Source organism: Providencia sp. PROV197 (assembly GCF_028479625.1).
Lineage (GTDB): Bacteria > Pseudomonadota > Gammaproteobacteria > Enterobacterales > Enterobacteriaceae > Providencia > Providencia vermicola.
In genome coordinates, this window is the sequence record NZ_JAMPNZ010000023.1 from 17,124 (window position 1) to 41,026 (window position 23,903).

General features: G+C 42.9%; 25 protein-coding genes. 17 read left to right on the top strand and 8 right to left on the bottom strand.

The genetic code is table 11. The annotated features are described in order from the left end of the window. Positions 1 to 55 precede the first annotated feature (55 nt). The 4 genes from pepA (at position 56) to PR808_RS14100 (ending at position 5,939) form a co-directional block, all read left to right on the top strand. On the top strand, positions 56 to 1,567 hold the full coding sequence (gene pepA / locus PR808_RS14085) for a leucyl aminopeptidase (protein ID WP_206083278.1): 1,512 nt from the start codon (positions 56 to 58) through the stop codon (positions 1,565 to 1,567). A 351-nt stretch (positions 1,568 to 1,918) separates the two neighbouring features. After that, positions 1,919 to 2,368 carry a DNA polymerase III subunit chi gene (locus tag PR808_RS14090; protein WP_206083276.1) on the top strand — a complete coding sequence of 150 codons (450 nt, stop codon included), beginning with the start codon at positions 1,919 to 1,921 and terminating at the stop codon, positions 2,366 to 2,368. 35 nt (positions 2,369 to 2,403) lie between these two features. Continuing rightward, entirely contained in the window at positions 2,404 to 5,274 is a 2,871-nt protein-coding gene (locus PR808_RS14095; RefSeq protein ID WP_272539532.1) for a valine--tRNA ligase, read from the top strand. Between the two features lie 170 nt (positions 5,275 to 5,444). Next, positions 5,445 to 5,939 (top strand): GNAT family N-acetyltransferase, encoded by a 495-nt coding sequence (locus PR808_RS14100; RefSeq protein WP_206083274.1) that lies wholly within the window; start codon positions 5,445 to 5,447, stop codon positions 5,937 to 5,939. A gap of 68 nt (positions 5,940 to 6,007) precedes the next feature. Here PR808_RS14100 and rraB read toward each other — a convergent pair whose 3' ends face one another. Beyond that, on the bottom strand, positions 6,008 to 6,421 hold the full coding sequence (gene rraB, locus PR808_RS14105) for a ribonuclease E inhibitor RraB (RefSeq protein ID WP_042845698.1): 414 nt from the start codon (positions 6,419 to 6,421) through the stop codon (positions 6,008 to 6,010). Between the two features lie 162 nt (positions 6,422 to 6,583). Between rraB and argF the strand changes: the two genes are divergently transcribed. The 8 genes from argF (at position 6,584) to nrdG (ending at position 14,418) form a co-directional block, all read left to right on the top strand. Further along, positions 6,584 to 7,609, top strand: a complete 1,026-nt coding sequence (gene argF, locus PR808_RS14110; RefSeq protein WP_272539524.1) for an ornithine carbamoyltransferase — start codon at positions 6,584 to 6,586, stop codon at positions 7,607 to 7,609. Between the two features lie 422 nt (positions 7,610 to 8,031). Beyond that, positions 8,032 to 8,535, top strand: coding sequence for a fimbrial protein (locus PR808_RS14115; RefSeq protein ID WP_206083270.1), 504 nt, complete (start codon positions 8,032 to 8,034; stop codon positions 8,533 to 8,535). Positions 8,536 to 8,638: 103 nt separating this feature from the next. Next, positions 8,639 to 9,151 (top strand): hypothetical protein, encoded by a 513-nt coding sequence (locus tag PR808_RS14120; RefSeq protein ID WP_206083268.1) that lies wholly within the window; start codon positions 8,639 to 8,641, stop codon positions 9,149 to 9,151. Between the two features lie 346 nt (positions 9,152 to 9,497). Continuing rightward, positions 9,498 to 10,433, top strand: a complete 936-nt coding sequence (gene pyrB / locus PR808_RS14125) for an aspartate carbamoyltransferase (RefSeq protein ID WP_206083264.1) — start codon at positions 9,498 to 9,500, stop codon at positions 10,431 to 10,433. Between the two features lie 13 nt (positions 10,434 to 10,446). Further along, positions 10,447 to 10,911 (top strand): aspartate carbamoyltransferase regulatory subunit, encoded by a 465-nt coding sequence (pyrI, locus tag PR808_RS14130; RefSeq protein ID WP_206083263.1) that lies wholly within the window; start codon positions 10,447 to 10,449, stop codon positions 10,909 to 10,911. Between the two features lie 134 nt (positions 10,912 to 11,045). Beyond that, the gene (ridA, locus tag PR808_RS14135; protein WP_206083262.1) at positions 11,046 to 11,432 is read left to right on the top strand and encodes a RidA family protein; all 387 of its coding nucleotides are present in this window, start codon (positions 11,046 to 11,048) and stop codon (positions 11,430 to 11,432) included. A gap of 378 nt (positions 11,433 to 11,810) precedes the next feature. Then, a complete protein-coding gene (nrdD, locus tag PR808_RS14140) occupies positions 11,811 to 13,949 on the top strand; it encodes an anaerobic ribonucleoside-triphosphate reductase (RefSeq protein ID WP_206083261.1) in 2,139 nt (712 codons plus the stop codon). A 4-nt stretch (positions 13,950 to 13,953) separates the two neighbouring features. Beyond that, a complete protein-coding gene (nrdG, locus tag PR808_RS14145; RefSeq protein WP_272539525.1) occupies positions 13,954 to 14,418 on the top strand; it encodes an anaerobic ribonucleoside-triphosphate reductase-activating protein in 465 nt (154 codons plus the stop codon). On the opposite strand, the gene PR808_RS14150 is transcribed toward nrdG, so the two are convergent. Then, positions 14,415 to 14,852: a YhbP family protein gene (locus tag PR808_RS14150; RefSeq protein ID WP_272539526.1), complete on the bottom strand. Its 438-nt coding sequence runs from the start codon at positions 14,850 to 14,852 to the stop codon at positions 14,415 to 14,417. The two genes, nrdG and PR808_RS14150, sit on opposite strands and share 4 nt — an antisense overlap. A 293-nt stretch (positions 14,853 to 15,145) precedes the next feature. Then, entirely contained in the window at positions 15,146 to 15,397 is a 252-nt protein-coding gene (locus tag PR808_RS14155; protein WP_272539527.1) for a DUF1471 domain-containing protein, read from the bottom strand. 270 nt (positions 15,398 to 15,667) lie between these two features. Here PR808_RS14155 and PR808_RS14160 point away from each other — a divergent pair, with 270 nt between their 5' ends. Beyond that, entirely contained in the window at positions 15,668 to 16,006 is a 339-nt protein-coding gene (locus tag PR808_RS14160; RefSeq protein ID WP_206083258.1) for a GIY-YIG nuclease family protein, read from the top strand. On the opposite strand, the gene PR808_RS14165 is transcribed toward PR808_RS14160, so the two are convergent. Then, positions 15,976 to 16,482 (bottom strand): GNAT family N-acetyltransferase, encoded by a 507-nt coding sequence (locus tag PR808_RS14165; RefSeq protein WP_206083256.1) that lies wholly within the window; start codon positions 16,480 to 16,482, stop codon positions 15,976 to 15,978. The genes PR808_RS14160 and PR808_RS14165 overlap by 31 nt on opposite strands. Next, positions 16,476 to 17,000, bottom strand: coding sequence for a ubiquinone anaerobic biosynthesis accessory factor UbiT (ubiT, locus tag PR808_RS14170; RefSeq protein WP_206083782.1), 525 nt, complete (start codon positions 16,998 to 17,000; stop codon positions 16,476 to 16,478). Before ubiT ends, PR808_RS14165 begins: the two co-directional genes overlap by 7 nt. A 375-nt stretch (positions 17,001 to 17,375) precedes the next feature. Here ubiT and ubiU point away from each other — a divergent pair, with 375 nt between their 5' ends. The 4 genes from ubiU (at position 17,376) to PR808_RS14190 (ending at position 20,214) form a co-directional block, all read left to right on the top strand. Further along, positions 17,376 to 18,371 (top strand): ubiquinone anaerobic biosynthesis protein UbiU, encoded by a 996-nt coding sequence (gene ubiU, locus PR808_RS14175; protein WP_206083254.1) that lies wholly within the window; start codon positions 17,376 to 17,378, stop codon positions 18,369 to 18,371. Positions 18,372 to 18,389: 18 nt separating this feature from the next. Continuing rightward, entirely contained in the window at positions 18,390 to 19,265 is an 876-nt protein-coding gene (locus PR808_RS14180; RefSeq protein WP_272539528.1) for a U32 family peptidase, read from the top strand. Positions 19,266 to 19,363: 98 nt separating this feature from the next. Beyond that, positions 19,364 to 19,702, top strand: a complete 339-nt coding sequence (locus PR808_RS14185; protein WP_272539529.1) for a type II toxin-antitoxin system PrlF family antitoxin — start codon at positions 19,364 to 19,366, stop codon at positions 19,700 to 19,702. Between the two features lie 17 nt (positions 19,703 to 19,719). Further along, entirely contained in the window at positions 19,720 to 20,214 is a 495-nt protein-coding gene (locus PR808_RS14190; RefSeq protein WP_272539530.1) for a type II toxin-antitoxin system YhaV family toxin, read from the top strand. Positions 20,215 to 20,218: 4 nt separating this feature from the next. Here PR808_RS14190 and PR808_RS14195 read toward each other — a convergent pair whose 3' ends face one another. From PR808_RS14195 to PR808_RS14205, 3 genes are read right to left on the bottom strand one after another with little or no spacing between them, the layout of a single operon-like run. Beyond that, positions 20,219 to 21,373, bottom strand: a complete 1,155-nt coding sequence (locus PR808_RS14195; RefSeq protein ID WP_272539531.1) for an ABC transporter permease — start codon at positions 21,371 to 21,373, stop codon at positions 20,219 to 20,221. Further along, positions 21,373 to 22,518 carry an ABC transporter permease gene (locus PR808_RS14200; RefSeq protein WP_206083244.1) on the bottom strand — a complete coding sequence of 382 codons (1,146 nt, stop codon included), beginning with the start codon at positions 22,516 to 22,518 and terminating at the stop codon, positions 21,373 to 21,375. The genes PR808_RS14195 and PR808_RS14200 overlap by 1 nt, the downstream gene beginning before the upstream one ends. Before the next feature lie 10 nt (positions 22,519 to 22,528). Beyond that, positions 22,529 to 23,500 (bottom strand): HlyD family secretion protein, encoded by a 972-nt coding sequence (locus PR808_RS14205; RefSeq protein WP_206083242.1) that lies wholly within the window; start codon positions 23,498 to 23,500, stop codon positions 22,529 to 22,531. Positions 23,501 to 23,903: the final 403 nt, after the last annotated feature.

Consider the following 23,903-nt stretch of genomic DNA (forward strand, 5'->3'; position numbering starts at 1 on the left):
AAACGCTAATTTTAGCGGGAGCATCGGCCTTTGTCTTTAAGATTCAGGAGAACGCATGGAGTTTAGTGTAAAAAGTGGTAGCCCGGAGAAACAACGCAGCGCATGTATCGTTGTCGGTGTCTTTGAACCACGCCGTCTGTCCCCAATTGCTGAACAGTTGGACAAAATCAGTGACGGATATATCAGCGCCCTGCTGCGCCGTGGCGAACTTGAAGGTAAAGTAGGTCAATCCCTGCTACTCCATCATGTGCCTAACGTTCTGTCTGAACGCATTCTACTTATCGGTTGCGGTAAAGAACGCGAGTTAGACGAGCGCCAATTTAAACAAATTATTCAGAAAACAATTAGTACTCTGAATGAAACAGGCTCAATGGAAGCTGTGTGCTTCCTAACTGAATTACATGTAAAAGGCCGTAATAACTACTGGAAAGTCCGTCAAGCCGTCGAAACTGCAAAAGAATCGCTGTATGTGTTTGATCAACTGAAAAGTAATAAAACAGAACATCGCCGTCCACTGCGTAAATTGGTGTTTAATGTACCAACTCGCCGTGAACTGACCAGCGGTGAGCGTGCAATTTCTCACGGTCTGGCTATCGCCTCGGGTGTTAAAGCCGCTAAAGACTTGAGCAATATGCCGCCAAACATCTGTAATGCGGGTTATTTAGCGTCTCAAGCACGCCAATTAGCAGACCTTTCAGACAGCAAACTGACCACTCGCGTGATCGGTGAAGAACAAATGAAAGAATTGGGTATGAATGCCTATCTCGCAGTGGGTCAAGGTTCACAGAATGAATCCCTGATGTCCATCATGGAGTATAAAGGCAATCCAGACCCAGAGAGCAAACCAATCGTTCTGTTAGGCAAAGGCTTAACCTTTGACTCAGGCGGTATTTCAATCAAACCTGCCGATGGCATGGATGAAATGAAATACGATATGTGTGGTGCCGCGTCTGTTTACGGTGTGATGCGCTTCATCACTGAGTTACAGTTGCCTATCAACGTGATTGGGGTACTGGCTGGCTGTGAAAACATGCCAGGTGGCCGTGCTTATCGCCCTGGTGATATTCTCACAACCATGTCAGGCCAAACGGTTGAGGTGTTAAATACCGATGCGGAAGGTCGTTTAGTGTTATGTGATGCGCTGACCTACGTTGAGCGTTTTGACCCAGAATTGGTTATCGATATCGCAACCCTAACAGGTGCGTGTGTGATTGCTTTAGGTAGCCACTACACCGGTTTGATGTCGAATCATAATCCTCTGGCGCATGAGCTGTTAAATGCCTCTGAGCAAGCAGGTGACAGAGCATGGCGCTTACCGTTAGCGGATGAGTATTTTGACCAAATCACGCCGAACTTTGCGGATTTAGCGAATACGGGTGGGCGTCCGGCGGGTGCGATCACTGCGGGCTGCTTCCTGTCTCGTTTTGCGACCAAATATAACTGGGCGCACCTCGATATCGCAGGAACAGCATGGCGTTCAGGCGCAGCGAAAGGGGCAACAGGTCGCCCTGTTTCCATGTTAGCGCAGTTCTTATTGAACCGTGCTGGCTTAAATGGTGACGAATAATCCCGTTTAGGTGAAATCGCTGTACTTCGACCATAAAAATATCCCGATGAGCAATAGCGATTCGGGATATTGTTTTTTTGGTTTTCGCTACACGCATAAAGCCATTTTGAGGCAGCCACAAAAAAGGATATAATTCAGCATAGATATCATCTTGCGCTAGGCGACTTAAAAAGTGTCGCCAACCCCCCTACAAATTTAAGTATGGCATTTTTAGCTATACCCTAAATAATTGAATTTGTAGGTAGGCGGCAAGGGCTTGAGGCCTTAGGAGCATACAAAAGTATGTGACTAAGGTGAAAGCGCGAAGCCAACACCCCTACAAATTTAAGTATGACGGGTATAACGGGTATTATGAAAAAAGGTACATTCTATCAACTTGACCAGCCCTCCCCACAAGCTGAATACGAAGCCCACGAATGGTTAGCGTGTGAGCTTGCCGCACAAATGTGGCGTCATGGGAAGCGAGTTTTGATTGCTTGTGAAACACAGCAGCAAGCCGAAAAGATTGATGAAGCTTTGTGGCAACGTGACCCTCATCAGTTTGTGCCGCATAATTTGGCTGGAGAAGGCCCTCGTTATGGTGCACCCATTGAAATTTGTTGGCCAACAAAGCGGGGTAATACGCCGCGGGATATTTTGATTAATTTGCAGTCGAAGTTCGCAGATTTTGCAACAGCTTTCCATGAAGTGATAGACTTCGTACCTATTGATGAAACTTTAAAACAGTTGGCGCGTGAACGGTATAAAACATACCGTAGCGTCGGCTTCAATTTGACTATGGCGACGCCGCCAACTTACTGAATATAAAGACGATGGAAAAGAAACCAGATAGCCCAATGAATGAGCCTTCGCTCGATAAAACCTATAACCCCGCAGAGATTGAGCAAAACTTGTATGCTCATTGGGAGAAAAGCGGTTATTTTAAACCTAATGGGGATACCACCCAGGACAGTTTCTGTGTCGTCATTCCACCACCGAACGTCACGGGTAGCCTGCACATGGGGCACGCTTTCCAACAAACTATCATGGATACCATGATCCGTTACCAGCGTATGCAAGGTAAAAATACCTTATGGCAAACGGGTACTGACCATGCGGGTATCGCAACCCAGATGGTGGTTGAGCGTAAAATCGCGGCAGAAGAAGGTAAAACTCGCTACGATTACGGTCGTGAGCCGTTCATCGACAAAATTTGGCAGTGGAAAGCAGAATCAGGCGGCACAATTTCCCAACAAATGCGCCGTTTAGGTGACTCTGTTGATTGGGATCGCGAGCGCTTCACCATGGACGAAGGTCTGTCCAAAGCGGTTAAAGAAGCTTTCGTACGCATGTACAAAGAAAACCTGATTTACCGTGGCAAACGTCTGGTTAACTGGGATCCCAAACTGCATACCGCGATTTCTGACCTTGAGGTCGAAAACCGTGAAATCAAAGGTTCCATGTGGCACCTGCGCTACCCTCTGGCTGATGGCGCAAAAACGGCTGAAGGCAAAGATTATTTAGTGGTTGCAACCACTCGCCCTGAAACCATGTTAGGGGATACAGGTGTTGCAGTTAACCCCGAAGATCCACGTTATAAAGATTTAATTGGTAAAGAAATCATTCTACCAATTATTAATCGCCGTATTCCAATTGTGGGTGACGAACACGCAGATATGGAAAAAGGCACAGGCTGCGTGAAAATCACCCCAGCTCATGACTTTAATGACTATGAAGTGGGTAAACGCCATCAGTTAACCATGATTAACATGATGGACTTAGACGGTAACGTTCGTCACGAAGCGGAAGTTTTTGATACTAACGGGCACCCATCTACCGCGTACAGCTGTGAAATTCCTGAAAACTACCGTGGAATGGAGCGTTTTGCTGCACGTAAAGCCATCGTTGCTGAATTCGATTCACTCGGCTTATTAGTTGAAGTTAAACCACACGATTTAACCGTACCTTATGGCGACCGCGGTGGTGTTGTTATCGAACCAATGCTAACTGACCAATGGTACGTGCGTACTGCACCTTTAGCGAAAGACGCTATCAAAGCCGTTGAAGATGGCCGAATTCAATTCGTCCCACGCCAATACGAAAACATGTATTTCTCTTGGATGCGCGATATTCAAGACTGGTGTATTTCTCGCCAATTATGGTGGGGTCACCGCATTCCTGCATGGTATGATGAAAAAGGCAATGTTTACGTCGGTCGCGATGAAGACGAAGTTCGCCGTGAAAATAATTTATCGGCAGATGTTGCACTGCGCCAAGACGAAGACGTGCTGGACACCTGGTTCTCATCAGGCCTATGGACGTTCTCGACACTCGGCTGGCCAGAAAATACCGATGCCCTGAAAACATTCCACCCAACAGATGTATTAGTCAGCGGCTTCGATATCATTTTCTTCTGGATTGCCCGTATGATCATGATGACCATGCATTTCATCAAAGATGAAAACGGCGAGCCACAAGTGCCATTTAAAACCGTCTACATGACAGGTCTTATTCGTGATGAAGAAGGCCAAAAAATGTCGAAATCCAAAGGGAACGTGATTGACCCATTGGATATGATTGACGGGATTTCACTGGAAGACCTGCTAGAAAAACGTACGGGCAACATGATGCAGCCACAACTGGCTGAAAAAATTGCTAAACGTACTCGCAAAGAATACCCAGAAGGTATCGAAGCTCATGGTACTGACGCCCTGCGTTTCACCTTAGCGGCACTGGCTTCAACGGGTCGTGACATCAACTGGGATATGAAGCGGTTATCTGGCTACCGTAACTTCTGTAATAAGCTTTGGAACGCAAGCCGTTTCGTGCTGATGAACACAGAAAATCAAGATTGCGGCCAAAACGGGGGCGAAATGAGCTTCTCATTAGCCGATCGCTGGATCATAGCAGAGTTTAACCAAACGGTTAAAGCTTACCGTGAAGCGTTGGATACCTATCGTTATGATATCGCAGCGAATATCCTGTACGATTTCACATGGAACGAATTCTGTGACTGGTACTTAGAGCTGTCTAAACCTGCGGTTCATAAAGGTAACGAAGCCCAAGTTCGTGCAGCACGTTTCACGCTGATTGAAGTGCTTGAAGGCTTACTGCGCCTTGCACACCCTATCATTCCGTTTATCACTGAAACTATCTGGCAGCGGGTGAAAGTGGTTAAAGGCATCGAAGCCGATACCATTATGTTACAAGCGTTCCCTGAATTTGATGCGGCGAAAGTGGATGAGCTAGCGCTCAACGACCTTGAGTGGATCAAAGAAGCGATTATTGCAGTACGTAATATTCGTGCTGAAATGAATATCTCCCCAGGTAAACCACTGGATGTCATGCTGCGCGGCGCTTCAGCAGATGCACAACGTCGCGTTGAAGAGAACCAAAACTTTATCAAATCGATGGCTCGCCTTGCAACAATCCGTGTTTTAGCGGACGGTGAAGAGGCTCCTGTGTCTGTGACCAAACTGGTTAACGGTGCAGAGCTGTTGATCCCAATGGCGGGCTTAGTCGATAAAGACGCAGAATTAGCACGCTTAGATAAAGAGCTGGAAAAAGTCACGAAAGAAATCGACACTATCGAAAGCAAGCTGGCCAATGACGGTTTTGTCAGCCGCGCACCTGCTGCGGTTGTCGAAAAAGAACGTGAGCGCCTCGCTGCCAATATTGAAGCGAAAGCGAAAATTGAAGCGCAAAAAGTGACGATCGCCTCTTTATAATCATTGATTAATCAATCAGTTTGAAAGCCCTTATTCGTTCGCGGATAAGGGCTTTTTCTTGCTGACTAATTCGCGTATCATTAAAAGACTGCGTTCGCAGTTCTCAGATTGAAGTGCCCTTCAGGTTCTCTCTACACTGAGTTGTACACAATAATAATCAAGAGTTTCACATGACAACACAAAACTACAAAGTTCGTCTTATCGAGCAACAAGACAATGCAGGGATTGCCTCAGTAATCCGTGAGGTTTCTGCAGAACATGGTTTAACCGCGGACAAAGGCTTCGCAGTGGCTGATCCTATTTTAGACACCTTATTTGAAGTTTATAGCCAACCACGTAGCGCTTATTGGGTGGTGGAAATGGATGGGGAGATTGTCGGGGGTGGCGGCGTGTCACAACTGGCAGGCGGTGATGATAAAACAGCTGAACTACAAAAAATGTATTTGTCTTCGGTTCTACGTGGCAAAGGCTTAGCGAAGCAAATTGTGTTGATGTCATTAGAGTTTGCCAAATCACAAGGCTATACTCGCTGCTATTTGGAAACCACAAAAGAACTACAAGCAGCCATTAAGCTGTATGAAAAGTTAGGCTTTGAATTTATTGATGAAGCTCTCGGAAGCACAGGCCATAGCGACTGTGAAATTCGCATGTTGAAGGCGTTATAGTTCTGTTATAAACAAAAAAGGATAGTTTTTAGCTATCCTTTTAAGTATTTGAACGATGTGACTAATAATTAATGAACGCGGTCTTCTGGTTCGATATCGTCACCGTCTTCATCATCATATTCGGCATCTGGATCTTCAAAATAAGTGCCCCAACCATCGTAGTTGACGCCCATTTTTTCAGCCAGTTTCATTAATTGCTCAACTTGTGCATCAATTAATTCTGCATTTAATGCACTTTCACTGATTACATCACAGCACATTAATGTTTCACCCGTTTCGATTTCGAGCTCTTCTGCGTCTGTCACTTCATAGCCCAGTTTGAACGCTTCAACCGCAGCTTTTTCTAATAACGCAAAGTTATCCGCTGAAAAGTGATGCTCAATGGCATACAATGCGTCAGGATCGCTGCCATCTTCCAGTAATTCTTCGATAATTAGACGAGTTTCTTCGTACTGCGCGTCGAGTTCCGCTTTATCAACCATATCCACACCCCTTATTCCATTATCGCTATTCTCTGCGCCATTCTCCCATAGGGTTAACAGTGAAACCATACTTTTCAGAATAATTCTTTTTCATTGGGGGTTGATTTTGAATTTTTATGAATATAAATTGAATATTAATTCAATCAAAAAAGGCTGCATTTTATGAATCCCCTCTATAGTAAGCATTTTCTAAGATTATTAGATTTCACCTCTAACGAAATTCATTCACTGTTAAAGCTTTCAGCATGGTTAAAATCAGAAAAAAAAGCAGGTACAGAGCAACCTCTGCTTGCGGGGAAAAATTTTGCTCTGATCTTTGAAAAAGACTCCACTCGTACCCGTTGTGCTTTCGAAGTCGGTGCCTTTGATCAAGGTGCTAGAGTCACCTATTTAGGGCCTTCAGGCAGCCAAATTGGCCACAAAGAAACCATGAAAGATACTGCAAGAGTCCTCGGTAGGATGTATGACGGTATCCAATATCGGGGCTTCACACAAAGCACCGTTGACGTACTAGCCGCACACTCGGGAGTGCCTGTATGGAATGGACTAACTAACGAATTCCATCCCACACAGTTATTAGCCGACCTACTTACCGTACAAGAACACCGACCAAACACCCCATTTTCTGAAATCAAATTTGCATACTTAGGCGATGCACGCAATAACATGGGTAACTCTATGTTAGAAGCTGCCGCACTGACGGGGTTAGATTTACGTTTAGTGGCGCCTAAAAGCTGCTGGCCTGAGCAAGCGTTGATTGATACTTGCCTAGACGTTGCCAAAACCACAGGGGCAAAAATCACGCTCACGGAAGATGTTGCCGAAGGGGTTAAAGGTGCAGACTTTATTTACACGGATGTGTGGGTGTCGATGGGTGAAGCCAAGGAAGTTTGGGCGCAAAGAATTAACCTGTTAAAACCGTATCAGGTCAATATGGATGTAATTAAGTTAACAGGTAACCCGAATGTCAAATTCCTACATTGCTTACCTGCATTTCACAATGAAGACACCAAACTCGGCGCGCAATTGGCGAAAGAATTCAATATGTACGGCGGTTTAGAAGTCACCGAGGACGTGTTTGAATCCCCTTATAGCATTGTTTTCGACCAAGCAGAAAACCGTTTACACACGATTAAGGCCGTGATGGTAGCAACATTAGCACCTGAGTTACCTAATAATATTTTCTAAACTTCCCCCCCTCAACGCCAGCTATTGGGTTGAGGGGATAACAACAACCGCATTGGGTCAAAAATCCCCCCTAAAAAAACTATAAGGTTTTTGCATTTTATTTTAATATCGTTTTCAGTTTAAATAACTTAACACATTTAACTTATTTTAAATAACCCATGAAAATTAACCATAAAAGATAAAATAATACTTACGTAATTAAACGTGAAATTTAAAATTAAATTATTAAATTAAAAAAATATCATTAAGTACTTATGCTAGAAATTTAAACCAACTAATCTACTACAGTTTAAAAAAAGAATTTAACCTTGTATTGCTCATTAAACCAAAAATTATATCTTTATTTTCACTATCTCTCTTCAATAAAAATAATATATTGACTAAAATATTTAATCTTAATATTAATTAAAAGGAATTTTTTCATGAACTTGCTAAAAAAAAGTGGTTTAGCATTGCTTGTCTGTGTCTCTTTACCTGCTCTATCCGCTGTTCAAAATATGCCAATTAATATTAAAGGCACATTCTCTAATGTTACCCAACCTTGTACTGATGCTAAGCTTGAAAGTACCACGGCTTTCGGCGCGATTAACACGCTAGAAAAAGTGGGTGATGAAACATCCTACAGAAGCTCAGGATATTTAAACTTTACCTGCGAATTTCCTGCCAACGCAAAGTTAACGTTCAGTGCCAATAATGCACCAAATGCACCTGATGTATTTAAAACATCGAGTGATGCTTTTGGTGTTAAATTAAAATACAACAGCACTGAAGTAAAACCTGGTCAGTCTAATGATATTAAAATTAGTCAAGGTACTAACCATATTACTTTCCAGACAAGTATGAAACGCTTATCCGCCAACAGTCCAAATGATTTTGGTAACCATACTTTTGATATCATCGGTAATTTAGCTATTACTTACCAGTAATATATCATCTCTACATTTTGAACTGAGTAACATTATCACTCAGTTCAAAATGTTTGATACTAATAAATGAGTAATAACGCTTATTTTATTTGAGATATTTATAATGCATGCCATTAAATTAAAAATATTTATTCCATCTATATTATTATTCGGTATTACACCTTACTCTTTATCTGCAACACAAAATATGCCTATCCGTATTAATGGAACATTTTCAAATGCCCCATTATTGTGTCAAATTACCGATAACTCTTCTTTTTCAAATTTTACTCATGGGCCTATTTCCTCTAAAAAAATGGGGCAAGAAACTGGAACACACAAAATTCCGCTTTCGATTGACTGCAGAACAACAGTGAGTGCGCAGTTATCATTTACAGCCCCTGCAAGTGTCCATTCTAGTCAGCTATTCCAGACTTCGAGTAAAGCGCACGCCGTCAAACTGAGTTGGCAGGGAGAGGCAATCCTACCAAATAAAAGCGTTGCTATTACGATGACTCAAAACCAAAAAATTTATTATCTCGATGCAGCACTCGTGAGAATCGCTCCAAATACTGTTGGAGATTATGGCGAACACTCGTTTAACCTCGCAGGAAATTTGGCGATAGATTACCCATAAATAATTCCCCGACTATAACGACGGCGGAAATTTTTCCATCTTGCTGATTTTTAATTTTTTATCTGCTTGCTTAATTTTCAATCTAAAAACAAAAAATAAAAAAATTTATTTTTCTTTATGCAAACGCTTGCGTCAGCGAGAGACATGCGTATAATGCGCCACAATTTGTCGGGAGAAACCATGAACGCTGCTGTTGTATTTTTTACACAGAACACCTCCAACGCACTGCCTTCGAGCGGTCTGGACAGCCTGTTTTTCCCCTCCGTATTCATAAAAAAGCCCCTCATTGAGGGGCTTTTTTTTGGCCTATAGACCTAACATGTCTTGCTGACAAAGGAGAACAACCATGCCGAATCCTTTATATCTTCGCGATATTATTTCGATTAACGATTTAGACCGCTCAGACCTTGAGCTTGTGCTCAACGTGGCTGCGTCATTAAAAAAACAGCCACAACCTGAATTTCTAAAACATAAAGTCGTTGCGAGTTGTTTCTTTGAAGCATCAACGAGGACCCGTTTATCATTTGAAACGGCGATCCACCGCTTAGGTGCTTCAGTCGTAGGGTTCTCTGATAGCACAAATACATCGTTGGGGAAAAAAGGCGAAACGTTAGCGGATACGATTTCGGTTATCAGCCAATATGTTGATGCAATCGTGATGCGTCATCCTCAAGAAGGTGCGGCACGTTTAGCTAGCCAGTTTGCTGGCAAAATCCCTGTTATCAATGCGGGCGATGGTTCTAACCAGCACCCCACACAAACGCTACTGGATTTATTTACTATCCAAGAAACACAAGGCCGCTTAGAAAACTTACAAGTGGCAATGGTCGGTGACCTAAAATATGGCAGAACAGTACACTCACTGACGCAGGCTTTATCTAAGTTTGAAGGCAATCACTTCTACTTTATCGCACCAGAAGCACTATCCATGCCAAACCATATCTTGCATATTTTGGAAGAAAAAGGGGCGACTTACAGCCTGCACAATAACATTGATGAAGTCATGCCAGAGTTAGATATTCTGTATATGACTCGCGTCCAAAAAGAGCGCCTCGACCCATCTGAATATGCCAATGTAAAAGCGCAATTTATCTTGCGTGCTGAAGACCTGCACTCGGCAAAATCGAATCTAAAAGTCTTGCACCCACTACCACGTATCGATGAAATCACAGTCGATGTTGATAGCACCCCTTATGCGTATTACTTCCAGCAAGCAGGTAACGGCATCTATGCACGCCAAGCGTTGCTATCACTGGTTTTAAATAAAGAATTGGCTATCTGAGGAGGACAACACCATGACACACGACCATAAACTACAAGTTGAAGCCATTAGCCACGGTACGGTTATCGACCATATTCCTGCTCAAATTGGTTTTAAGCTACTGAAATTATTTAAATTGACCAAAACAGATGAGCGCATAACTATTGGGCTAAATTTACCCTCTAGTAATCTGGGTAAAAAAGATATTATCAAAATTGAGAATACCTTTTTAACCCCTGAACAAGCCAACCAACTGGCGATGTACGCGCCTGAAGCGACCGTAAACCGTATTGAAGATTACCAAGTTGTTGAAAAATTAGAATTAACGTTGCCAGAGCATATTGATAACGTACTGGTATGCCCAAATAGCAACTGCATTAGCCACAATGAACCCGTTTCAAGCAGTTTCCGCGTGAAAAAAGTGGGCAAAGAAGTCGCTCTGACTTGCCGTTTCTGTGAAAAAGAGTTCGATAGAGACGCCGTGATCAATAATCAATAGGTTATTTCAGCGTAGACTTCGGTGTTGTCTGGGCGCAATCCGTGTTTTAATAGCGCCTAATAGCCATAAAAATGTGGCTCAGCCTAGGTTATATTAGGTGAGTCGCTTCTCTTACGTGATGAAACGGAGTAATTATGTCATACGAAATCAATACAGAAAACGCACCCGCAGCCATTGGCCCATACGTTCAAGGCGTTGATTTGGGTAGCATGGTTATCACTTCAGGCCAAATCCCTGTTGATCCAAAAACAGGGGAAGTGCCTGAAGATATCGCTGCACAGACTCGCCAATCACTGGCTAACGTCAAAGCAATCTTAGAAAAAGCAGGCTTAACCGCAGCAGATATCGTTAAAACCACTGTATTCGTTAAAGACTTAAATGACTTTGCAACAGTCAATGCAACCTATGAAGAATTCTTCAAACAACACAACGCACCATTCCCAGCACGTTCTTGTGTTGAAGTTGCTCGTCTGCCAAAAGACGTGAAAATTGAAATTGAAGCCATTGCCGTTCGCAAATAACGCTTAATTCAATATAGACACCCCATGATATCTGTGGGGTGTTGTTCTCCCCAATCCCCTTATTCCTGCTTATTGCCTTTCTCAAATACTGCGTCACATCCATTAACCGCATCGAAACTTAAGTGAAACTTTTTTATTACCCACAAAATTATTTATTTTCAGCGCCGCTTTGGATATTCAGGTACTTAATTATTTTCTTTGTTTTGGATCAAACTAATGTCAGCTAAAAAAAAGCAATAACCTATATATTGTGCTTTAATTACCAACATAGACACAATATGTAGTATTTATTCACATTTTATCCACAGAAAAACGCTCAGTAGGAAGATAACGGATAACGCCGTTATCACTGTGGATAACTTAAAAAGGAGAGAGACAGTGGGAACGGTTGTCATTAAAAGAGATGGTTGTCAGGTCAATTTTGACCTTCCGAGGATTCAAGAAGCCGTAAAGCGCGCTGCCGCTGCGGTGGATGTTAAGGATGACGATTATTGTCTTCAAGTTGCCTCTATCGTCACTGAGCAACTTTGCAACCGTAGCCAAGTGGATATTGGGGAGATCCAAGACGCTGTCGAAAACCAACTGATGGCAGGGCCATACAAAGATTTAGCCCGTGCCTACATCGAATATCGCCATGATAGGGACAGTGAGCGTGAAAAACGCAGTCAACTAACCCATGATATTCGCGGATTGATTGAACAAAGTAATGTTTCCTTACTCAACGAAAATGCCAATAAAGACAGTAAAGTGATCCCAACTCAACGAGACTTACTCGCAGGGATTGTGGCAAAGCATTACGCCAAACAGCATATTTTACCTCGCGATGTCGTTCTAGCTCATGAAAGAGGCGAAATTCACTACCATGACCTCGATTATGCGCCATTTTTCCCCATGTTTAACTGTATGCTTATTGACCTAAAAGGTATGTTAACTGATGGATTTAAGATGGGAAATGCAGAAATTGAGCCTCCTAAATCTATTTCAACTGCAACAGCGGTAACAGCACAAATTATTGCTCAAGTTGCTAGCCATATTTATGGCGGTACAACCATCAATCGAATTGATGAAATTTTAGCCCCTTATGTGGCGATCAGTTACCAAAAACACTTAGAAGTCGCACAAGAGTGGGGAATTGCAGATGCAGAAGGTTACGCGCAAAGCCGTACCGATAAAGAATGCTACGATGCATTCCAGTCTTTAGAGTATGAAGTAAATACGCTACATACTGCTAATGGCCAAACGCCATTCGTTACATTTGGCTTTGGGTTGGGTACGTCAAAAGAAGCGCGTTTAATTCAGCAATCTATTCTAAAAAACCGTATTGCGGGCCTAGGTAAAAACCGCAAAACCGCCGTGTTCCCTAAACTGGTTTTCGCTATCAAAGATGGCCTAAACCACAAACTTAGCGATCCAAATTACGATATTAAGCAATTAGCATTAGAGTGTGCCAGCAAGCGCATGTACCCCGATATTCTCAATTATGATCGTGTTGTTGATGTCACTGGCTCATTTAAAACGCCAATGGGTTGCCGTAGCTTTTTAGGGATTTATGAAGAAAATGGCGAACAAATTCATGATGGCCGCAACAATTTAGGTGTCATTAGCCTGAACTTACCGCGTATCGCTATTGAAGCACAAGGTAGTGAAGATGCATTCTGGGCACTCTTAGATGAGCGCCTCGCTATCGCGAAAAAAGCCTTAATGACACGCATTGCCCGCTTAGAAACCGTAAAAGCCCGCGTTGCTCCTATCCTATATATGGAAGGTGCGTGTGGTGTAAGATTAAAAGCAGACGACAATGTTGCTGAGATTTTCAAAAATGGTCGAGCATCAATTTCCTTAGGCTACATTGGGTTACATGAAACGATCAATGCACTATTCGGTTCAGAAACCCACGTGTATGACAACGAAAAGTTACGTGAAAAAGCAGTCGCTATTGTCGCTCGCTTACGCCAAGCAACCGATGAGTGGAAAGCACAAACAGGCTACGGCTTCAGCTTATATAGCACGCCGAGCGAAAACTTGTGTGACCGTTTTTGCCGCATCGATACCGCGGAATTCGGCGTCATTAATGGCGTCACAGATAAAGGCTACTACACCAATAGCTTCCATTTAGATGTTGAAAAACAAGTCAATCCGTACGACAAAATTGACTTTGAAGCGCCGTACCCTGCAATCGCGAATGGCGGTTTTATCTGTTACGGCGAATACCCGAACTTGCAACATAATGTCAGAGCGCTAGAAGACGTGTGGGATTATAGCTATCAACACGTTCCTTATTATGGCACCAACACACCGATAGATGAATGTTATGAATGTGGCTTTTCTGGCGAGTTTTCTTGTACCAGCAAAGGGTTTACCTGCCCAGCTTGCGGTAACCATGACACCAACCGCGTTTCAGTGATCCGCCGTGTATGTGGTTATTTAGGTAGCCCAGATGCACGCCCGTTTAATGCAGGTAAACAAGAAGAAGTAAAGCGCCGTATCAAGCATTTAGGCAATGGTCAAATAGGTTAATGGTATGAATTATCACCAATATTACCCTGTTGATGTGGTTAATGGCCCTGGTACCCGCTGCACACTGTTTGTCGCGGGGTGCGTCCACCAGTGCCGCGGTTGCTACAATCAAAGTACGTGGCGAGTGGATTCAGGTGTGCCATTCACTCAAGAAATGGAAGACCAAATCATTCAAGATTTGCAAGATACCCGCATCCGCCGACAAGGGCTCTCCCTTTCTGGCGGAGACCCTCTGCACCCAGCTAATTTGCCAGCGGTGCTCAAGTTAGTGAAGCGAGTGAAAACGGTTTGCCCAGATAAAGACATTTGGTTATGGACAGGATACATATTAAGTGATTTGACGCTTGAACAACAAAAAGTGGTGAGTTTAGTTAATACCGTGATTGACGGTAAATTTGAGCAGGATTTACATGACCCGCGCTTAATTTGGCGCGGCAGTTCAAATCAGGTGATCCACAAACTACGTTAAATTTGCTGTTCCCAATATAGCTTGGTGCCAAAACCTAATTTATTATCGACCATTTTAATATTCTGCAAGTGAAGCTGCCAAACAGGCAGTTTCGCTACTAATGCCACAGGGAAACGACGACAGTAAAAACCGCGGGCAAGCCGTTCTTCCTCACCTTCTAATATTTTAATTTCACCTGTAAATTGAATACCTTGTATTGCATTAACAGCTTTGGTCTGCGCTGATATTGTGCCAGCAACTTGCGGGTTAGCCACCATCAATTGCCCATGCCTTGAATTCGGGTCTGTCATTAAAATCAGACACATCGTTTTCGCATCAAATGCATAGTAACAACTGGCAGGCCAAATATCATTGTTATGATGAGTAAAAAGAGAGAAAACGTGTTGGCGGGCAATATAGCGTTGGATGTGTTTTAAAGTTTGTTCAGGCGTCATAGCGGTTTCCATATAAACCCGTTCAGAACAAGCTTTTGGGGGATTCCCCTTAAGCTTGCTTAAACTGTTCTGAACGTAGGCATAAAATTCGCTATTACTATACTCTAACTAGCTGAAATATTAACCTAAATATTTTTAGGTCTATACGCCAACTAAATTCGAGTATTTATTCTAAATAATTCGTGGTACAGCTAGGCGGCAAGTGAACGAGACGCTAGGAGCATACATAAGTATGTGACTAGTGCGAGTAAACGTAGCCAACAACGCTGTAACGTGAATTATGACGAATAAAATTATTTATAAATAGCTGCAGTACCACTCATTGAGTTTTCACCGCCAGCAGAAATCACACGGAAAGAAGTTGCACCAGCTTCATCAGCTTTTTTGGCTAATTGTGCTGTCAGGTCATTTACGCTAACTGCACCAGTAACTGAGACATAACCCGCAGCTGGTTGACTAGAATGTTGAACTTCATCAGCCGCCATTGAACCAAATGATGCAGCACCCAAAGCTAAAGCAGCAGCAAATAATGTTGATTTTTTCATCGTATGTTCCTTTTTGTAAACTTGATTTTTAATCGGGGTTTTTACTGTCCCCCTGTGATATGGATCATATTATGCGCTTTAAATTAGAATGAAAATTAGCATATTTTGCTATAGTTATTCAAATAAACTGAATGATAACCTATGTTGAGGTTACAGCTTTGTAACAACTTTATTGCCTTTTTTATTTATATATTAATGTGTTATAAATAACTCCCTTAACGAATATATTCGTCTTTAACCCATTGTTTTTAACTAAAAAAGCAGCACAAAATGACAAATATCACCTCAGAAAAAAGCGAGTTAAAGCAAAATAGCTGGTATATCTACCTAGTGCGAGAGAAAAATAACGCACTTTATTGTGGGATCACGACGGATGTGCAGCGCCGGTTTGAGCAACACAAAGCAGGAACGGGGGCAAAAGCATTGAGAGGGAAAATGCCATTAACATTAGCATTTTCATGTCTGATCGGTTCGCGTTCAGCCGCATCCCAAATGGAATATAAGGTGAAGCAACTGAGTAAAAAGACAAAAGAAAGGCTGGTCATCGACCAGCCCAGCGATTTGACCGCTTATTTAACTCAGGTCAAATTATCAAAATGTGAAGAATAGACCACATCACCTTGCTGCTCGCCTATCCCACCATTTTCTAACCCACAAATTAAAAAGTGAGCTTGTAGCTCTGGCCATTGGCAACGAATATGATGTTTAGAAGCAGGGACAAATCCAAAGCGTGAATAGTAACGTTCATCGCCAAGCACAACGACTGCAGCATAACCAAATTCATTCAGGCTATCTAACCCCTCATAAACCAGTTTCTCTGCAATGCCTTGCCCTTGATGAGCTTTATTAACAGCTAAAGGTGCCAACCCTACCCACTGTACATCTTCACCATTTAGGTCAACAGGCGTGAAACCAACATAACCTATCACTTCGCCATTATCATTCGTGGCAACAACCCCCAATGTCAGCAAACCATCTTCACGTAAATGCTGAACAAGGTTAGCTTCCGCTTCAGTTGGGAAGGTTTCACGCAGCAATCTATCAATGCCCATGGCATCAACAGGAATTTCAACCCGAATTAGCATGAGGTCAACACAGGCGTTTTATGCTCTGCGTCCTCGTTGTCTTGTACCGTTTTTATCACTCCAGCGAGTTGCAATAATGCAAACCGCAATGGCGCTGGCATATTTTCGAGCTCAAAAGCATCCATCAAGTTTTTCACGTATAACCCTAACTCGGTATCCCCTTCAATTACCAAACGGCGTTGAAAAAACAATGTATCTGGGTCTTCTTTGCGAGCCGCGATCAGTACTAAATCATTGGCATTACCGCTGACGCTGACATCTTCTTCTGCATGTTTCTTAACCACAAGCTGGCCGTCTTGCAAGCTGATAAACCACACCAACGCTAAATCGTAGATCTCGACTTTGAGCCATTTATCTTCTAGAAAATCAAGCTCCCCTTCTTTTACTGACTCACGAAACTGCCAACTTAACAGTTGTTCAAGTACCTGACGCTGCACAGCAAATGGGGTCACTTTTAAAGGCAATTTCAAAAGTGAAGGGCCTTTTGTGATGAGTTGAGAACGAATTTTACCTAACACAATACTGACTCCCGTATTCATTGTCTGCCCGTTTTCGTGTAACTACCTAATCAGAGTAGCAGCTCGAAGTAATTAGGGTAACATGTTGTCTATACACACAATTTAAAAAAATTCTAACAATCAATAATCACATTCATTGATATTATTGATGCGTTATTTGGGTTATGATAAGTATCTTGCCAAAAAATAGGGTCATGAGTCTGATCCTATATCAATTTTTGCCCATCTCGCCAATATTTATTTTTTATCTACCTGTTTTGCTATTTGCTTAACGAATACAAACATCCATTAACAATTTCTCTGCTCTAAATCAAAATCTATAACAGTTCCCTTGACTAAAATAGCGGCTATCAAAATTTATACAGGGATAGGTCAATGGAATTACTCTGCCCAGCAGGAAACTTACCTGCTTTAAAAGCCGCCGTGGATAATGGGGCTGATGCGGTGTATATCGGGCTAAAAAATGATACTAACGCACGCCATTTTGCAGGTTTAAATTTTACGCAAAAAAAACTGCATGAAGCAGAACGTTATATTCACAGCCGCAATCGCAAACTACATATCGCCATCAATACATTTGCTCACCCAGATGGCTACCAAAGGTGGCAAGATTCGGTAGATCTTGCCGCTGACCTTGGCGCTGATGCCCTGATTATCGCCGATATCGCGATGCTAGAGTACGCCGCCACTAAATATCCGCACATTGAAAGACATGTTTCTGTTCAAGCCTCTGCAACCAACACCGAAGCGATCCGCTTTTACCAACGCAACTTTGATGTTCACCGTGTGGTACTGCCTCGCGTACTCTCGATTCATCAAGTTAAACAGCTGGCAAAAAATAGCCCTGTTCCCCTCGAAGTGTTTGCATTTGGCAGCCTGTGTATTATGGCTGAAGGGCGCTGTTATTTATCCTCTTATCTAACGGGAGAATCCCCAAATACCGTTGGAGCCTGTTCCCCTGCCCGCTTTGTGCGTTGGCAACAAACGGCTGATGGCATGGAATCACGCCTAAATAATGTACTTATCGACCGCTATAAAGCCGATGAAAACGCAGGTTACCCCACTTTGTGTAAAGGGCGCTATTTGGTGGATGAGCAGAAATACCATGTTCTCGAAGAGCCCACCAGCTTGAATACGATTGAATTATTACCTGAGCTAATGGCGGCGAATATTGCCTCCGTGAAAATTGAAGGTCGCCAACGTAGCCCCGCTTATGTTTCTGAAGTGGCACGTATTTGGCGCCAAGCCATTGACCGTTATAAAGCCAACCCCGATAACTTTGTCACCGATCCTAAATGGATGAAAGCGCTAGGAAAGCTTTCTGAAGGAAGTCAAACCACATTGGGTGCTTATCATCGCAAATGGCAATAATTAAAAGGTAAAACTATCATGCAGTACTCTTTAGGATCAGTGCTTTATTACTGGTCAAAACAGACATTAAACGACTTTTATCAACTCGCTATGCAAAGTGAAGCTGATATTATCTATCTCGGTGAAATGGTGTGTAGCAAGCGCCGTGAAATGAAACCCAATGATTGGATAGATCTTGCCCAGCAATTAGCTAAAAGTGGCAAGCAGATTGTATTGAGCTCCCTTGCTCTACTGCAAGCACCTTCAGAACTAAAAGAAATAACAAAATTAGTCGATAACGGCGAGTTTTTACTTGAAGCGCACGACTTTGGCGTGATTAACATGTTAGTGGATAGAAAACTGCCATTTGTGGCTGGGCATGGCCTCAACTGCTACAACGCCCAAGCGCTGAATATTCTACTGCGCCAAGGAATGACCCGTTGGTGCATGCCTGTTGAGCTCTCCCGTGATTGGCTGATTAACTTACTCAATCAATGTGAAGAAATCGGTATTCGTCATAAATTCGAGGTGGAGGTCATGAGCTACGGTCATCTTCCCCTTGCCTATTCTGCACGCTGCTTTACCGCACGTTCAGAAAACAAACAAAAAGATGATTGTGAAACCTGCTGTATTAATTACCCTCAAGGGCGCAAGGTGCTTTCCCAAGAGCAACAACAAGTGTTTACCTTAAATGGTATCCAAACACTCAGTGGTGACTGCTATAACCTCGGGAATGAGTTGGCATCGATGAAAGGTTTGGTGGATATTGTGCGCATTTCCCCTGAAAGCGTTGAGTCCTTAGATATACTTACTCAGTTTAAAGCAAATGAAGATGGCATGGTGCCATTGCGTATTGAAAACCAGAGCTGTAACGGCTATTGGCGACAAATTGCGGGCTTGTCTATGGTGTCTTAGTTAAATCATATTCGCACACATAAAAAGTAATGCACTTGCATTGCACAATGCATTTGCATTACACTCTTTGCAGAATGAAATGCGATGAGGTAAATAAAATGATTGATTTAAACCCAGCTACGGTATCGCTGCGTGCCAAATCCCGCCTGACCGAACGCAGCCAAACAACGATCCCCGCCGCTATACGTGATGCTCTACAATTAAAACCCGGTGAAACCATTGAATATTCGCTACTTGCGGATGGTAATGTCATTATGTCTCGCCAAACTGAGCCACAAGACGACCCAATTGTCTCTCAATTTTTGGCATTCCTTGAGAAAGACATGAGAGAAAACCCACGACATATCTACCCTGCCCCTGTAGCATTATGGAATAAGATCAATGAACTGACCGCTAATATAAATATTGATTTAGATGCGCCACTGACTGACGAGTAAGATGAGGTAACAGGGAAATGTTAGAAATTAATGGATGGAAAATTTTTTTTCACGCCTGTTTTTTAGAGCAGCTAGTGGCATTAGTCAGCACAGTTCAATCCTTAAAAATTGCCGATCCAGCAGGCTATAAAAAGAAAGCACCAACCAAATTATTGGCTGCAATCAATAAGGTCATTGAAGAGCGTATAGCCGTTAACCCACTCGACCCGATGTTTTACCAAGGAAACACGTTAGGTACAGAACATAAACATTGGTTTCGAGCTAAATTCTTACAGCAATTTCGCTTATTCTTCCGTTATAGTGAGAAGAATAACACTATCATCATTGGCTGGGTGAACGACTTCAGTACATTACGTGCTTATGGCTCAAAGAATGATGCCTACAAAGTCTTTTCCACCATGCTGAAAGCTGGGGATCCCCCCGATGACTGGGAAACATTAAGTAAAGAGGCTCAAATGGTGTCTCAAACCATCGAACCTCACATTATGGCAGGCTTATTTTCGAATGAGTAGAAACCTAGCGGTGGTGCCGACGCCAGCGGTTAAACGAGTGAGTTAAATGACGTAACTCCCCATCACGCAGCATACCAATAAAGACCCCGATGACGGTATAAATCACGCCTAGCGTCAGCATCATCACAATATCCATAAGTACATCACTAAACGGTAAGCCCATTTGGTTAAGGCCAGCCATGGCATTTGTTGCCCATGTAGACGGCAGTGCAGAGGCTATCATTCGCACCCAATCGGGCATGGCTTGTAACGGCCAAATCGTACCTGACATATAAAACACGGGTGTAGTGATAAACGCCAATGTTAAGTAAATCATTTCCACACTGCGTAAGCATTCCGTGACCAACTTGCCAAGGCCAAGCACAGCTAACAAGAATGGGAAAGTAAACAACCAAATCACATACAGTGGCGCTTCTTGTCGGAACCCCAATACCCATGGCCAAAGGGCAAAAAATACCGTTGATAAAAACAGCCAAATCGGGATCAACGCCGATAATGCCCCTAAATAAACAGCTAACGGCGGTTTTCCTTTAGGTGTAGAACGAACAGCAATACTGACTCGCACGCAAGCAATCAACAAGGAGTGTTGTAACAGCATAACCAACAAACCTGGGAAAACAATCGCCGCAAAGCTAACACCTGGGTTATACAAGGGCTCTGTTTCACTACGCACAGGGGTAATAATGACCTTGGCTTGTTCTTGGCTATAACCCGCTTTGGTTAATAATTGCGTGTTATAGGCATTAAGCAATGTTTGGTACGCCTTAGAAAGCTCCTGCTGAATTTGCCCACTCGCCAAGCGGTTTGTTGCATCCCCATACACAGGCACGGTAATATTTTTACCACTTAATAAATGTTGTTGAAAATCTGTTGGAATGATAATTATCGCAAATAATTTTCGAGCAATCATATCTTGGCGAGCTTGCGCAAGATTATCATAACCGTGCAACTGCACTTTAGGGGTCGCATCTAAATCACGGATCAATTCGCGGCTCGCCGTGCTGTGATCCATATCAATCACCGCAACAGGTAAGTCCCATAATACGGGTCTCGCATACACCAAACTCATCACACACAGTGACACCAAAAGGAGCAGCCACATAGGTTTTTCTAGCATCCCAAGTAACACTTTCCGGAAGGTCGCAAAATACACAGTCATTATGCAGCGCCTCCTTGGGTTTCCAATCGTTTCACCAAACGCTTACGCACTAAAAAAGCGGTAACAACAGGGTAAATCAGTAAAAACAAACAGACTTCGACTATCCGACCAAACGAAATTTCTCGTAAGAAAATATCAAACATTGCATTAAGCGTATGAGTTAACGGCTCGATATTCGAAATAATCTGCGCAGGCAAAATCATCGCTAATTCAGGCACAGCCATCCCAGAGAAAGCTAATGCGATACTCACTAGCATCCCGATTAAGCTGTAAGCCATGATGGCGCTCGAGGTAAAGCTAAAGAGCAACAACCCGATACTTTGCGCCGCTATCACATAGAAGAAACCAACCACAATCATATACAGCGGGTTCCCTATCACTTTGGCGTCAAAAATTGTGACTAATGCTGCCAGTTCAATGGATAATAATGTACTGAAAAATAACGTATAAGGTGCCATTTTACCTAACAAAGCAGTGGCAAAAGGCTTGACACTCTGCAAAGTCGTACCGCGCGACATCGTGTAAATTGTCGCCGTTACTACAAACAGTTGGAGCATATGGATTGTCGCGGCAAACTGTTGATAATAAATATAACTGCCACTTGGATTGAACAAGCTGTCATAGGAAAGTGTCACTTGCGCTAACGGCGGCAAGGCTTTTCCCATCGACTTTGCCATTTCTTGACGGTATTTCGCATTGAGTTCTGCCACCAGCCCACTAAAGTCCTGAATAGCGTAACTCCCTGACGCGTAAAATAATGCATTGTAATACATCCGTAATTCAGGCTGACGCCCGCGAAGAACATCCTCTTCGAAATTATGGGGAATATACAATAATGCGTAGTCTTTTGAGCTCCCCAGCCTTTTAATGGAGGTACTGAGGTTATCGTCCACCGTTTTTACATCTGCATGAGGTCCCGCATTCAGATCGCGAATAATTTGCCGAGACACTGGGCTATGGTTATCATCCACCACCGAAACAGGCAGATCCATCAAAGTTCCCTCAGAAAAGTTAGCGCTAACTAACGTAAACAACATCAGCGGGAACAACCAGCTCAACCAATGAAAAACAGGGCTACGGATAGCCATTTGTGTTTCGCGGCTAAAAGCATGTTCAAAGCCGTGCCAAGCGAACTTTAATTTCATGGCAACACCTTTACTTATCCCAGTGCCATAACACACTCATACCAGGTCTTAACCCATCGATTGGCTCAACAGGATATAAACGAATTTCAAAGGTTTTTAAGTCAAAATCCCCTGTTGCACGCGTCGCTCGTTTCGTCGCATAGTCCCCTTTTGGTGCAATATAACGAATTTCTGCCTCAACCATTTTATTACCTAAAGCGGGGATATCGAGCTGAACTTTATCGCCTTTTTTCACACCCACTAAAATATCTTCGCGCAGATTATAAATAAAATATGCTTGCGGTAGGCGGATCAGTGATACCAGCGGGCTCCCCGCATTGAATAACTCACCAATTTCGGCAGGAATGGGGCCAACTTCACCATCGACAGGGGCTTTGACCTGTAAATCATCAATTTGTACTTGGATCTCAGCCAGTTTTTGCTCTGCTTGCTGTAAAGCCGCCTCATATTGGTGACGCTGCTCAATACGGTCCCCATGTTGCCCTTCATCTAAACGGGCTTTTGCCCCTTGGACTTGTGAGAAAGCAACCTCTTTGGCTTTACGTGCATTATCCAGCTCATTTGCTGAAACATAGCCTTTGCTTTTTAAATTACTTAAACGCGCATATTCCCGGGATGCATTTTGGTATTGCGAATTGGCTTGCGCTAACGATGCTTGTAAGTCGCGAATAGTTTCCGCTCGTGTCCCATTTAGAGATTGGTCAAGTTGTGCTTTGGCTTGGTCTCTTGCTGCTTTGGCAGCTTCATACTGTGCTTGCAGTTCAGGGCTTTCAAGGGTTAACAATAATTGTCCCTGTTTAACATCATCGCCACGCTCTACATGCCGTTCCATCACACGTCCTTTGGCTTTTGAAGTCACAATCACTTCAGGTGCATCCACTTCTCCCTGTAACAATAAATATTGATTATGGGAATGAAACAACGCCGCTGCTGCAATTAAGATAAGCATCAGCAAAATCAGTACTATTGTTCTTTTTTTCATTATTTATGCGAACCTTAAATAATAACGGGGGAAACTATTATCCCTAGAGTATGACAAGAAAATTAGGTATAGCGTTAATATATTCGTGCGCAAGATCACGAAAAGGCAGGTCTTTGTCTAATATTGAATCGATTTTTTTCTTATGTCAAATAGTGATGAAACACCCTAATTCAAATGTCGATTACTTAACCAATGACTTACGGTATAATTACGAAGAAAATAAATATTAAAAATAGATAGCCCAAGTGAATAATTCCGCTCATACACAGCGCTAAAAAGTCTGTCGTGAAATCGCCGAATTCTCCACTTACCACAATGCAAAATTTAACGAGCCATGCTCTAAATAGTTCGCATTGTGGGTAGGCGACCAGAGAGGATATCTTGGGGAGCATACATCAGTATA